Source organism: Empedobacter stercoris (genome assembly GCF_025244765.1).
In the GTDB taxonomy this organism is placed as follows: domain Bacteria; phylum Bacteroidota; class Bacteroidia; order Flavobacteriales; family Weeksellaceae; genus Empedobacter; species Empedobacter stercoris.
The window spans coordinates 2,137,911-2,150,767 of the sequence record NZ_CP104209.1 but is presented as its reverse complement, the minus strand read 5'-3'; the positions used below and the strand labels follow the sequence as shown (position 1 = coordinate 2,150,767).

Genomic DNA, 12,857 nt, shown 5'->3' with positions numbered 1-12,857 from the left:
CTATTTTTATTTTTCAGAATTAATCAAACTTTTTAAATGATTGATTTCTTCTAAATTAGCAATTCCAGAATCATCAATCATAGCAGAAGAATGAAAGTAAGTTGCTTGTGTAAATGAATCGATTTCTTCAATATTTGTCGAACGTAATCCACCACCAGGCATAATCGTAATACGATCTTTTGCTGTCTGTACCAATGTTTTTAGTTGCTGTTTTCCTTCTTCTACATGACGTGTTAAACCGGAAGTTAGAATGGTTTTAAAACCTAATTTGATAACCGTTTCTAATGAATCTTCTGCATCTTTAGTTCGATCAAAAGCTCGATGAAATGTACAAGGAAACGGTTTTGCGAGTTCAATCAATTTTCGATTTCGTTCAAAATCAATTTCATTTTCTTCATTTAAAATTCCGAATACAAAACCATCAATTCTAAAATTTTTAATCATGATAATTTCAGATTTCATTTGTTCAAATTCTTTATCAGAATAAATAAAATCACCTCCACGAGGGCGAATCATAATCATGATTTCTTTGTCTGTTTCTTTTCGCAATGTTTTGATGTCTTCAAATGTTGGTGTAATTCCACCAGAAGAAGCATCTGCACATAATTCGATTCTATCGACATTCGATTTTGATGCGACTAATGCGGAGGCTATATTGAAGCAAGCAACTTCTAATTTTTTCATTTTGTAATAGATTTTCCGTCAATCAAACGATTTCCACTTTGATCATGAACGGCAAAGTTAAAGCCTGGATGAATACAAAACGAACCATATTCACCTTGTTTGTTAATCGCGATAAAACCAACTTGAATTGCAGATAAATCTTTATTTCGTGATTCTGTTAACTTAATAATTCGATGTACTGCTTCTTTGCACGCGTTTTCTGGCGAATAACCTTGACGCATCAACTCAACAACCAAATGACTTCCCGCAATACGAATCACTTCTTCGCCATGACCTGTTGCTGTAGCTGCACCAATTTCGTTATCAACATATAAACCCGCACCAATAATTGGAGAATCACCAACACGTCCATGCATTTTATACGCCATTCCACTCGTTGTACAGGCTCCCGACAGATTGCCATGTGCATCTAAAGCAATCATTCCAATTGTATCGTGATTTTCGATGTTAATAGGCATTTGATAATTGGTGTCTTTCAACCATTCTTTCCATTCTTTTTCAGAAATATCGGTTAATAAATTCTCTTTCTTAAAACCTTTTTCTAAGGCAAATTGCAAAGCACCATTCCCAACTAACATCACATGAGGCGTATCTTCCATTACTTTTCGAGCGACTGAAATGGGATGTTTAATATGCTCTAAACCTGCAACAGAACCAATATTTGCTTGATCATCCATAATACAAGCATCTAAAGTAACCTTTCCATCTCGATCTGGACGACCACCATATCCAACACTTCTCTCATTAGGATCAGCTTCTACTAATTGCACACCTTTTTCCACCGCATCTAAAGCGGTTCCGTTTTTACCTAAAACTTTCCATGCTTCAGCGTTTGCTTCTATTCCGAAACGCCAAGTAGAAAGTACAATTGGTTTGGTAATTTTCGTAGATTTTGTATGTTTCGTTTGTGCACTTAGGTCTAATTTTGATGTACCTAAAAGTAGTCCCAAAGCACCTAAATTCTTTATAAAATTTCTTCTATTGTTCATGTGTTAATCGATTTCTAAAATGTATTAAAACAAATATAAATCATATTACTTAAAAATTATCGACTGATTTTTCTACCATTTCAATTCATTTTCAATTCACCTCTTTTTCGTAACTTTATATTCGAAATCGAAAGAAATGCAAACAGAAGTTCTAAACAAAACCTTACAAAACCGTTCTATTAATCCAACTGCAATGAGATTGTTGGTCTTGGACAAATTGATGCATGCAGAAGTTGCATTGAGTTTGGCTGATTTGGAAATTGAAATGGATCAGGCAGATCGAGTAACCATTTACCGAACATTAAAAAAGTTTGAAGAAAATAAGTTAATACATTCGATTGAAGACGGAACAGGCTCTATAAAATATGCTTTATGTGAATCGAGTTGTAAATGTACACCCGAGTTTACGCATGCTCATTTTCATTGTAACAAGTGTAATCAAACCTATTGTTTACGAAATATTCACTTACCAGAAATTGATCTTCCCAAAAATTTTCAAGCAGAACAATCGTCTTTTATCTTGAAAGGAATTTGCGATCAGTGTAAAGCCTAACTTTGCAACCAAATTGCATCAACCACATGGTAACTTTGCTGTCTTAAATGATTCATTATGGCAAATTGTAAGACTTGTTGTTCAACAGACGAACCTCAAAATCACTCTCACGAAAGTCACGATCATAATCACGAAGGTCATGACCATAATCACGAACACAACAATAGTAAAATTTTGTTAGGAGCGAGTTTAGCTATTTTCTTTGCTGGAATATTTGTTCAATATGTGTTAAAGCCAACTTGGTTTGTCGATAATCAAACGATTCGCTTGATATGGTTCGCTATTTCTTATATTTTAGTAGCAGCACCTGTTTGGAGTGAAGCGTTTAAATTGGCTAAAAAATTAGACTTTTTCAATGAATTTTCATTGATGGGAATTGCAACTTTAGGCGCTTTTATCATTGGGGAATATCCCGAAGGTGTTGCCGTAATGCTGTTTTATACCATTGGTGAAATGTTTCAAGAAGCAGCAGTTAATAAAGCAAGAGGAAATATAAAAGCCTTATTAGATGTTCGTCCAGATACAGCGCATGTTTTACGAAATGGTCATTTCGAAACCATAAAACCACACGATGTTGCAATTGGTGAAACAATTCAAGTTAAAGTTGGAGAAAAAGTTCCGTTAGATGGAATTATGCTTTCGGATAAAGGGAGTTTTAATACAGCGGCATTGACGGGAGAAAGCAAACCTTCTACATATAAAACAGGTGAAACAGTTTTGGCCGGAATGTTAAATCTTGAAAACGTAATAGAAATTCAAACAACTAAAAAGTTTGAGGATAGTTCGATTGCTAAAATTTTACAAATGGTTCAGGATGCAGCTTCTCGTAAAGCTCCTACTGAATTATTTATCCGAAAATTTGCAAAAATATATACGCCAATTGTTTTCTTTTTAGCAACAGCTTTGGTGATCATTCCTTACTTTATTGTTGATAATTATGATTTCAATGATTGGTTATATAGAGGTTTGGTTTTCTTGGTTGTTTCTTGTCCTTGTGCATTGGTGATTTCGGTTCCGTTGGGTTATTTTGGTGGAATTGGAGCAGCTTCGCGTAATGGTATTTTAGTAAAAGGTTCTAATTTTTTAGATTTAATGGCGAAAGTAAATACCGTTGTGATGGATAAAACTGGAACCATGACTGAAGGCATTTTCGATGTGCAGAAAGTAGAAACAAATCTACCTCAAATGGAATTTTTACGCTTGGTTTCTGCGTTAGAAAAACAATCAACACATCCCATAGCAAAAGCCATTGTAGCCAATCATCCTTCTGATTTGAAGGCAATAGAAGTGGAAGAAATTTCAGGAAAAGGACTAAAAGGAAAAGTTGATGGTAAAATTGTTTTAGCAGGAAATACAAAATTATTGGATCATTTTTCGATTCAATATCCACAAGAAATACATGCTATTGTAGAGAGTATTGTTGTCGTTTCAATAGATCACAAATATGCTGGATATATTACAATTGCAGATAAAATAAAAGAAGATGCACAACAAGCGATTCAAAAAATGAAAGCTTTGGGTGTCACGAAGACGATTATGTTGAGTGGTGATAAAGATACAATTACACAAAAAGTTGCACAAGAAGTTGGTGTTGATGAAGCTTTTGGAGGATTATTGCCAGAAGGAAAAGTAGAAAAAGTAGAAGCCTTGAAAAAAGATACAAATCAAGTGGTCGCTTTTGTAGGAGATGGAATCAATGATGCGCCTGTTTTAGCTCTTTCTGATGTCGGTATTGCAATGGGAGGTTTAGGAAGTGATGCGGCAATTGAAACGGCTGATGTAGTGATTCAAACCGATCAACCATCTAAAATAGCAACTGCTATAAAAATAGGACGCGAAACGAAAAAGATTGTCATTCAAAATATCATTTTAGCAATGGGTGTAAAAGTGATTGTATTATTACTTGGTGCCGAAGGAATTGCCAATATGTGGGAAGCCGTTTTTGCAGATGTTGGTGTCGCTTTATTAGCAATTTTGAATGCAGTACGAATTCAGCGAATGAAATTTTAGATCAACAAAAAAGCGACCAATGGTCGCTTTTTTGTTAAATATATAATTCCTTCATCAAATCTAAATCAATGTTCAAGATATCGGTTAAATAATTTTCAACTGATCCAAAATTCTGATTAATTGCTCGGTAAGAACTCTCCAAATATTCAGGTAAAACAGTTATTAAGTATTTATAATTCGGATCGATTTTTAAAATGTGCGCATACTTTTGTTCCAAATAGACATTAGAAGCTAAATAATCATCCATGATTGTATCAAAATCAACTTTTAATGCAGATAAAATCATCGCTGTTGCAAATCCTGTTCGATCTTTTCCGGCTGTACAATGAAATAAAATCGGCGTTCTGTTTTTGTGTTGTATGATATCAAAAAAGCTTTTGTATTGTGCCTGACAGGTTTTATCTAAAACAAAATCTTCATAAATTTTACACATAAAACTTTTTGGATTAGAAATACCAGCTTTAAATTCTTGCACTAACTCTTCGAAATGTCCAGATGAAATATCCAAATGAACTTCGTGATTACAACTGTTCGGAATATGATCTTGATTTTTTAAGCGTTCGTAAGTTGTGCGTAAATCTATAATTGTTCGGATTGGGAAATCATTCAAAACTTCTAAATCGTCATCCGTCAAATTAGCCAAATCATCTGATCGAATTAACAATCCTTTTCTTAAAATTTCATTTTGTGTGTTAACTATTCCACCTAAATCTCTGCAATTAAATCCGCCTTCAAGTGGAAGAGTTCTTTCACTTAGCGAGATTTCGCATAAAGTATTCTCCATTTTCTGTTCGTTTTTTAGGTTATTTTTCAATAGTTAAAAGTTACGGGTATTTATTTAGTTTAACGTATTAAAAAAACGATAAGTTTTTACTTTAACATTTTATTATTTTTATTCAATCTAAATTTATTTTACCTTCGCATAGAATTAGAATAAATCTAAATAATCTGATGGGAGATAAAGTGAAAATTGCGAAAGAGAAATTCATCTTAAAAAAGAAAGAATTTGTGACACCACATCTTATTCGCGTTCATTTAGAAAATAATGATGTGTCTTTTTTTGAAGATACAACTTTAGGAGGAACGTGTAAATTGCTTTTTCCACCGCTTGGAATCCGAGATATTCACTATGCTGAATATGATGAGGAGAACAAGAAATGGATTTCACCATCAGAAAAATTCAAACCAGTTTCTCGCACTTACACATTGCGAAATATAGATGCTGAAAACAATGTGATTGTGATAGATATTGCAAATCATGGGTTAAATGGTCCTGGATCTCGTTGGGCAAATGAAGCAAGAGAAGGCGATATGATTGGAGTTTCGATGAAATCGAAAAAGAAAGAATTAGCGCCAAAAACAGATTTCATTTTCTTAGCGGCTGATTTAACAGGTTTACCCGTAATTTCTGCTATTATAGAATCATTGCCTGCAAAAACAAACGGAGTTGTTTGTATTGAAGTTCCATCTGAAGAAGACATTCATCCTATTGAAACCAAAGCAAATTTGGAGTTTAAATGGATAGTGAATCAACATGTAGGTAATGGAACCGCTTTATATAGTTTAACAAAAAAACAAATCTTTCCGAAACGTAAAGATGGGAAACGTTATGCTTATGTGGCGGGAGAATCAAAATCTATAAAAGAAATTAAATCCTTTTTTAAAGATGATTTAGAATGGAAAAAAGACGAATTTTATTGTACATCACATTGGAAAGCTGGGAAAGCGGAGAAAAATGCATTAGAAGATTGTCACGATAAAATTGAACAAGAATTATTGGTTAGGGTTTTCTAAGTTATTTCGTAACTTTCATCTTTACATATTCTACCTTCCATAAATTCTGTGCAAATAGACATGGAGAAAAAAGCGTTAGAAAGAAGAATAAATATTTATTTTTCATTTTGTAAACGTTTAATCATTAAAGTAATAATAATATTTGTGAGGGTTAGTGATACTTTCTTTAATTTTTATCTTTTTTAATTCTTCAAGTGGAATTAACGTGTTCCAATTCGGATTTTCGGAAAGATAAAATGTATCTTTTTTTTCTGTGATTATTTTATTTAATCTCCATCCATTTTCCATGTTTGAGTCTATTTTTTCAATTTTACGATTTTTTGATAATACAAAATCTAAATCAGCAAAAGCATCTTTCACAAAAAATACGTTAAAAATATAAATTAAAGGAAATAGAAGCAAAAAGCATAATAGTCGAAAAACTAAAGGACATTTTTCCCATAAGAAAGAAAGCAAAACGGCAAATAATATACTTATTATGCATCTCATTAATTCATACTCCATTGTAGTTGAATTAAGTAAATAATATTTTTCATATGCTCTCAAATCAATAAATAGTGAGATAAAGTAGATTATAATAAATAGAACGTTTATAACGACAAACACTTTTTTATTCATTATTCCTGATTAATTATTAACTAAATATAATAAAAAAAGCGATTCAAAACTGAATCGCTTTTCCTATATTGAAAATTATTTCTTTTCAGAAGTTTTTCCTTTATTCTTGACATATTTCTCTAACCATTGATCTTGTTCCCACAACATATGTAAAACATTTTCTTTGGCAGCATAACCATGCGATTCTTTTGGTAATAACACCAAACGAGTTGTTGCACCTAAACCTTTTAAAGCATTAAAATATCGCTCAGATTGCATAGGGAAAGTTCCTGTATTGTTATCAGAATCACCATGAATTAACAACAATGGTGTTTTCATTTTTTCAGCATTCATAAATGGAGACATTGTATTGTAAACCTCTGGTGCCTCCCAATAATTACGTTGTTCTGATTGGAATCCGAAAGGTGTTAATGTACGATTATAAGCTCCTGAACGCGCAATACCTGCTGCAAATAAATTAGAGTGTGATAATAAATTTGCTGTCATAAATGCACCATAAGAATGTCCACCAACAGCAACTTTTTCTCGATCAATAAAACCTAAAGCATCAACTGCATCAATTGCTGCTTTTGCATTTGCAACCAATTGCGGAACAAACGTATCGTTTGGCTCTTCTTTTCCTTCTCCAATAATTGGGAATGCGGCATCATCTAAAACGGCATAACCTCTCAACGCCCAGAAAATAGGACCTCCGTATGATGGCGAAGTAAATTTATTCTCAGAAGTTGTGACTTGTCCAGCTGTTGCTGCATCTTTAAACTCGCGAGGATAAGCCCACATTAACATTGGTAACTTTTCTTTTTTAGTTTTATCGTAGTTTGGAGGTAAATATAAAGTTCCTGATAATTCTACTCCATCAGCACGTTTGTATGTAATTAATTCTTTCGAAACTTGGTTCATCGCCTCAAAAGGATTTTTTGTAAATGTTACTTGTTTTGGCTTTCCTCCTTTTTGGAAAATATTACGTACATATAAATTAGGATAATCAGTTTTAGACTGAATTTGCTCTAATATAATTCCTTTCTTTGGATCAATTACACGTGCGATTACTTCTAACTTATCTGATTTTTGTGCTCTCCATAAACGAGAAGTTTTTTGTGTTTTGATGTCAAAATCATCCACAAAAGGTAAGATTCCATCAGCAGAAACTCCATCACCAACTAACATCAATTTTCCTTTGTTAATCGAAAGAACATTGTAACCATACTCATTTATTTCTGTTACAAAACTTCCTGGATTGTTGTATGCATCTTGTGTATTTCGACTAAAGAAACGTGTTGGTTCTTGCTTTGGATTAGAAGGATTAAAAGTATAATAACTTTCGTTTCGAGTATTGTACCATGCATCACGAATCAAAGCGACCTCATCATTCCCCCAAGTTACGCCTCTGTAACGATCTTTTATTTTTACTAATAATTCTTTGTTAGCAGTAAAAGGCGCAGCAACTTGATAAAGAGCATCACGGTATTCTGCAGGTTTGTTAGCATCACCTCCATCTAAAGCTTCTACCCAGTACAATGTATTTGGTTTGTCTGCTCGCCAATATAAACCTCTTTTCCCCATAATGGTAGAAGAAAATCCTTTTGGAACTACTTCTTGTAATTCTTTGTAATCAACTTCTTTTACTAACTTTCCATTGATATCATAGACAACATCTGTAGATGGAAAACTATTGTAGGTTACTAAATAAGAAAACGGTTTTTTGATTTCATTTACCAAAACATACTGTCCGTCTGGAGATGTAGAAATATTTGTATACATCGCTGCATCTTTCCATTTTGATTTTGCTCCCGTTTCGATGTTTACTTTCACTAATTCGGAAATAGCTAATTGCTCGAAATTAAACTCATCTGTTTTATTTTTCAACAAATCTTGGTAAGTTCTATTTTGAGCTTCTTTTCCGTCAGCTACAGAAACTGTTGGTCCTGTTGCGATTGCATCTTTTGTATCAATTAACGCTTTTTTAGAAGCTGGAATTACATTAACAATCAGCTCACTATCAGAAACCCAACTAAAAGGACGACCTAAGTTTGCATTCAATTTATCTTCGTAAACTTTTGTTGCCGATTGATTTTTAACATCAATCACCCACAATTCTACTCCTTTATCTGTAGTATTTGTAACCGCAAATTTAGATTGAGATTTGTTCCAAGATTGATTCGAAAAACGTCCTTTTGCAGGTAAACCAGCTATCGATTTTTCTTTTGAAGTTTTTAAATCAAAAAAAGTGATTTTCTCACTAAATGTTTCACGCGAATTAATATTCGTTACAGGATTAATTCGCAACCCTGCTAAACGTAACTCTGTTTCTGACAATTCATTAATCGTTTTGTAACGACTTCTGTACGATAAAAAAGCATTCTCTGCTTTACGATCCGTAGAAATTGATGGTGGCATATCTGCCTCCGCTAATTGCAAGATTTCTTGAGGCGGTAATTGAAACGTAACATTTTCTTGTGCTTTTACCGATGTTCCTATTGTCATCGCTAAAAACAATAATGAATAAACAATTTTCTTCATGTGTTTTTAAGATTTTACATCATAAAGATATTGAAACTTTGTAAATCTTAAGTAAAGAAATTAATTATCTATAAAAAAAGACAACTCACCTTATGATGAATCGTCTTTAGTATTTATCTTCTTTTTCCAAATTTTCCTCCTTTGGTATTCGTTGGCGGTTTACTTTTTCCAACTCTTGCTTGCGTTGTTGGTTTTTTTGCTGGTTTTTTGATTGATTTTCCTTTCGAATCTTTAAAATCTGGTGAAATTTCTTTGGTTTTCTTCGCAGATGATTTCTTTGACTTTTGCTGTTGAGTTTTTTCAGCATGTTTTTCAGAGTCGGCTGTTAATCGATTTAATTCTGCTAATTCTTCTGATGTTAAATCTCGGTATTGACCAAGCGGAACATTCAACGTTAAGTTCATAATTCGAACACGTTCTAACTTTTTCACCGAATACCCAAAATACTCGCACATACGACGAATCTGACGATTAAGTCCTTGCACTAATGTAATTTTAAAAACATTTGTACTTATCTTCTCTATCTTACACTTTTTTGTAACCTGATTAAGAATTGGAACTCCTTTTGACATTCTTTCGCAAAACTCATCTGTAATCGCTCTATCAACGGTAACAATATATTCTTTTTCGTGATTATTTCCAGCACGTAAAATCTTATTCACAATGTCTCCATCACTTGTTAATAGGATTAATCCTTGCGAATCTTTATCTAAACGACCAATTGGAAAAATACGTTCACCAAAAGATAAAAAGTCGACAATATTATCTGGATCTGTTGGATCTGTCGTACACGTAACGCCCACAGGTTTGTTCAACAAAATATAAACTGCATGTTCTTTTTCTTTCGGCTCAATCTCTATTCCTTTTACAGTAACATGATCGCCAAGTCTTACAAATTGCCCAATTTTAGCAATTCGTCCATTAATTTGTACCAAACGATTTTCTATGTAATCGTCTGCTTCGCGGCGCGAACAAAAACCGCTGTCACTAATGTATTTATTTAATCGAAAATAATTAGACTCCTCCATATTTGCAAAGATAGTTTTTTATCAATTTGAAAACACTTTTGCATAAACACTTTATGATTGACATAAGCCGAAACTTATTTATATTTACAATTCCAAAGGAATTTTGACTATGAAAAAAGTATTTTTTTTGAAAACATGTGATACATGTAAACGAATCATGAAAGAATTAGATTTTACAGGTTTTGATTTGCATGAAATAAAATCAACTGCAATAACTGAAGAAGAATTAGCTGAAATGAAAGATTTAGCAGGAAGTTATGAAGCTCTTTTTTCTCGTCGTGCACAGAATTATAAAAAATTAGGACTGAAGGATAAAGTCTTAACTGAAGATGAAATCAAAAATTATATTTTGACAGATTATACTTTCCTAAAAAGACCTGTCGTGGTTGACGGAGATAAAATTTTTGTTGGAAACGAAAAGAAAAACTTAGAAGCCCTTGGGCAATATCTAAAATAGATTCACACATGAAAAAAACAATTTTATTAAGTACACTTTTTCTAAGCGCGAGTTTACTTGCACAGAAAAAAAACATATCAATGGAAGATGCTGTACTTGGATTATCGACGAATTTACGTATCGAGAATCTAAATCAAGTACAATGGATTCCAAATCAGAATGCATTTACGCAAAATGTAAAAACATCATACGGAGAAGCTTTAATCAAAAAAGAAGTTCCTTCTCTTAAAACAGATACGATTTTTAGAAGTTCTCAGTTTGAGAATAAAAGAATTCCTTCTTTAAATTGGATCAATGATAAACAAGCTTATTTTTCTACAAAAACAGGTTACAAAACAATTACAACTGCTGGTCAGCAAGCTGATTGGTTGAAATTACCAGATAATGCAGAAAATGTAGAATTTGACGCAATAAATAATCAAGTTGGGTATGTGATTGATAATAATTTATTTTTTGTAGATAAAGCTGGAAAAACACATCAAGTAACGAATGATGGGAAATATGAAATTGTGAATGGGAAATCGGTTCACCAAAATGAATTCGGAATTCACAAAGGAATTTTCATTTCTCCAAAAGGAAATTTAGTTGCATTTTACAAAATGGATCAAACGGTGGTAACTGATTATCCAATAATCGATTGGTCGGTACAACCTGCAGTAAACAAAAACATCAAATATCCGTTTGCTGGAACAAAAAATCACATCGTTACATTAGGAGTTTATAATCCATCAACACAAAAAACGATTTTCTTAGAAACTCAACCAGAAGTTGACCATTATTTAACTTCTGTTACTTGGTCACCAGACGAAAAACATATTTATATTGCTTTACTTTCTCGTAATCAAAAACACATGGAATTGAATCAATATGATGCTATTTCAGGGAAATTGATTAAAATATTATTCAAGGAAGATGATGCAAAATATGTAGAACCTCAAAATGAATTGCATTTTATTCCAGGAAAATCAAACGAATTTATTTGGTGGTCGCAACGTGATGGTTTTATGCATTTATACCGTTTCAATACAGATGGAAAATTATTGAACCAAATTACAAAGGGCGATTGGATTGTAACAGATCTTGTTGGTGAAAATGCAAAGAAAAAAGAGTTGTTAGTCATGACGACAAAAGATTCTCCAAAAGAACGTCAGTTATATGCGGTAAATTGGGAGAATGGCAAATTACGTAAAATCACTACAGATGCAGGAACACATAATGTTTCAGTTTCATCGAACGGTGAATATATTGTGGATAACTGGAGCAATGATAACACGCCTCGTAAAATTGATGTAATTGCAGCAAATGGAAAGTTAAAACAAAATATTTTAACTGCTCAAAATCCTTTAGCAAATTACAATACGGCAAAAGTTGAAAATATAACGTTAAAAGCAGATGATGGAACAGATTTGTATGGAAAATTAATTTATCCAACCAACTTTGATCAATCGAAGAAATATCCAGTTATCGTTTATTTATACAATGGTCCTCACGCACAATTAATCACCAATCGTTTTCCTGCAACAGGAAATCTTTGGTACGATCATTTAGCAGAAAAAGGCTACGTTGTGTTTACAATGGACGGACGTGGATCGGCAAATAGAGGGTTAAAATTTGAGCAAGCGATTCACGGAAATGTAGGAACAACTGAAATGAATGACCAAATGAAAGGTGTAGATTTCTTAAAAACATTGCCTTTCGTAGATGCAGATCGTATGGGAATTCATGGGTGGTCTTATGGTGGATTTATGACAACATCCTTTATGTTACGTAAACCTGACGTTTTCAAAGTTGGCGTTGCTGGTGGACCTGTTTTAGATTGGACACAATACGAAATTATGTACACAGAACGTTACATGGAATCGCCACAAGATAACCCAGAAGGTTACAAAACATCAAATTTAATTAATCGTACAAAAGATTTGAAAGGTAAATTATTAATGATTCACGGAGCACAAGATCCAGTTGTCGTTTGGCAACATTCGGTTGATTTTGTTCGTGAAGCTGTTAAGAATGGTGTTCAAATGGATTACTTTATTTATCCTGGACATGAGCATAATGTTCGTGGAAAAGATCGTGTACATTTAATGCAAAAAATTACAGATTACTTCGATTTGTATTTAAAACCTGAAAGTACAACAACAAAATAATTTCAAAACTAAAAACCACTTCTTGCGAAGTGGTTTTTTAGTTTTATTATTTTTTGT

11 protein-coding genes are annotated in these 12,857 nt (G+C 32.9%); 5 read left to right on the top strand and 6 right to left on the bottom strand.

Annotated features, from left to right (window positions below):
• Nucleotides 1-6: 6 nt before the first annotated feature.
• Entirely contained in the window at nucleotides 7-684 is a 678-nt protein-coding gene (locus NZD85_RS10170) for a copper homeostasis protein CutC (protein WP_260541695.1), read from the bottom strand.
• Nucleotides 681-1,673 carry an isoaspartyl peptidase/L-asparaginase family protein gene (locus NZD85_RS10165; RefSeq protein ID WP_260541694.1) on the bottom strand — a complete coding sequence of 331 codons (993 nt, stop codon included), beginning with the start codon at nucleotides 1,671-1,673 and terminating at the stop codon, nucleotides 681-683. The genes NZD85_RS10170 and NZD85_RS10165 overlap by 4 nt, the downstream gene beginning before the upstream one ends.
• A gap of 136 nt (nucleotides 1,674-1,809) precedes the next feature.
• On the opposite strand from NZD85_RS10165, the gene NZD85_RS10160 reads away from it, so the two are divergent.
• Together NZD85_RS10160 and NZD85_RS10155 are read left to right on the top strand one after the other, a co-directional pair.
• The gene (locus NZD85_RS10160) at nucleotides 1,810-2,226 is read left to right on the top strand and encodes a Fur family transcriptional regulator (protein ID WP_260541693.1); all 417 of its coding nucleotides are present in this window, start codon (nucleotides 1,810-1,812) and stop codon (nucleotides 2,224-2,226) included.
• A 57-nt stretch (nucleotides 2,227-2,283) separates the two neighbouring features.
• Nucleotides 2,284-4,236, top strand: a complete 1,953-nt coding sequence (locus NZD85_RS10155; protein WP_260541692.1) for a heavy metal translocating P-type ATPase — start codon at nucleotides 2,284-2,286, stop codon at nucleotides 4,234-4,236.
• A gap of 34 nt (nucleotides 4,237-4,270) precedes the next feature.
• Here NZD85_RS10155 and NZD85_RS10150 read toward each other — a convergent pair whose 3' ends face one another.
• Entirely contained in the window at nucleotides 4,271-5,020 is a 750-nt protein-coding gene (locus tag NZD85_RS10150; RefSeq protein WP_171623929.1) for a tyrosine-protein phosphatase, read from the bottom strand.
• A gap of 167 nt (nucleotides 5,021-5,187) precedes the next feature.
• On the opposite strand from NZD85_RS10150, the gene NZD85_RS10145 reads away from it, so the two are divergent.
• A complete protein-coding gene (locus NZD85_RS10145) occupies nucleotides 5,188-6,030 on the top strand; it encodes a siderophore-interacting protein (RefSeq protein WP_188319394.1) in 843 nt (280 codons plus the stop codon).
• A 117-nt stretch (nucleotides 6,031-6,147) separates the two neighbouring features.
• On the opposite strand, the gene NZD85_RS10140 is transcribed toward NZD85_RS10145, so the two are convergent.
• The 3 genes from NZD85_RS10140 to rluF all read right to left on the bottom strand — a co-directional run bounded on the left by NZD85_RS10140 (nucleotide 6,148) and on the right by rluF (nucleotide 10,196).
• On the bottom strand, nucleotides 6,148-6,534 hold the full coding sequence (locus NZD85_RS10140; RefSeq protein ID WP_171623931.1) for a hypothetical protein: 387 nt from the start codon (nucleotides 6,532-6,534) through the stop codon (nucleotides 6,148-6,150).
• Nucleotides 6,535-6,723: 189 nt separating this feature from the next.
• Nucleotides 6,724-9,168: an alpha/beta hydrolase family protein gene (locus NZD85_RS10135; RefSeq protein ID WP_260541691.1), complete on the bottom strand. Its 2,445-nt coding sequence runs from the start codon at nucleotides 9,166-9,168 to the stop codon at nucleotides 6,724-6,726.
• Nucleotides 9,169-9,281: 113 nt separating this feature from the next.
• Nucleotides 9,282-10,196 (bottom strand): 23S rRNA pseudouridine(2604) synthase RluF, encoded by a 915-nt coding sequence (gene rluF / locus NZD85_RS10130; protein WP_188319396.1) that lies wholly within the window; start codon nucleotides 10,194-10,196, stop codon nucleotides 9,282-9,284.
• 109 nt (nucleotides 10,197-10,305) lie between these two features.
• Between rluF and NZD85_RS10125 the strand changes: the two genes are divergently transcribed.
• Nucleotides 10,306-10,653: an arsenate reductase family protein gene (locus NZD85_RS10125; RefSeq protein WP_260541688.1), complete on the top strand. Its 348-nt coding sequence runs from the start codon at nucleotides 10,306-10,308 to the stop codon at nucleotides 10,651-10,653.
• An 8-nt stretch (nucleotides 10,654-10,661) separates the two neighbouring features.
• Nucleotides 10,662-12,800 (top strand): S9 family peptidase, encoded by a 2,139-nt coding sequence (locus NZD85_RS10120; RefSeq protein ID WP_260541686.1) that lies wholly within the window; start codon nucleotides 10,662-10,664, stop codon nucleotides 12,798-12,800.
• Nucleotides 12,801-12,857: the final 57 nt, after the last annotated feature.

What these genes read in the sequence shown, in the direction of transcription:
- NZD85_RS10170 (WP_260541695.1), bottom strand. Translation starts at nt 684, where the DNA reads ATGAAAAAATTAGAAGTTGCTTGCTTCAATATAGCCTCCGCATTAGTC.
- NZD85_RS10165 (WP_260541694.1), bottom strand. Translation starts at nt 1,673, where the DNA reads ATGAACAATAGAAGAAATTTTATAAAGAATTTAGGTGCTTTGGGACTA.
- NZD85_RS10160 (WP_260541693.1), top strand. Translation starts at nt 1,810, where the DNA reads ATGCAAACAGAAGTTCTAAACAAAACCTTACAAAACCGTTCTATTAAT.
- NZD85_RS10155 (WP_260541692.1), top strand. Translation starts at nt 2,284, where the DNA reads ATGGCAAATTGTAAGACTTGTTGTTCAACAGACGAACCTCAAAATCAC.
- NZD85_RS10150 (WP_171623929.1), bottom strand. Translation starts at nt 5,020, where the DNA reads ATGGAGAATACTTTATGCGAAATCTCGCTAAGTGAAAGAACTCTTCCA.
- NZD85_RS10145 (WP_188319394.1), top strand. Translation starts at nt 5,188, where the DNA reads ATGGGAGATAAAGTGAAAATTGCGAAAGAGAAATTCATCTTAAAAAAG.
- NZD85_RS10140 (WP_171623931.1), bottom strand. Translation starts at nt 6,534, where the DNA reads ATGGAGTATGAATTAATGAGATGCATAATAAGTATATTATTTGCCGTT.
- NZD85_RS10135 (WP_260541691.1), bottom strand. Translation starts at nt 9,168, where the DNA reads ATGAAGAAAATTGTTTATTCATTATTGTTTTTAGCGATGACAATAGGA.
- rluF (WP_188319396.1), bottom strand. Translation starts at nt 10,196, where the DNA reads ATGGAGGAGTCTAATTATTTTCGATTAAATAAATACATTAGTGACAGC.
- NZD85_RS10125 (WP_260541688.1), top strand. Translation starts at nt 10,306, where the DNA reads ATGAAAAAAGTATTTTTTTTGAAAACATGTGATACATGTAAACGAATC.
- NZD85_RS10120 (WP_260541686.1), top strand. Translation starts at nt 10,662, where the DNA reads ATGAAAAAAACAATTTTATTAAGTACACTTTTTCTAAGCGCGAGTTTA.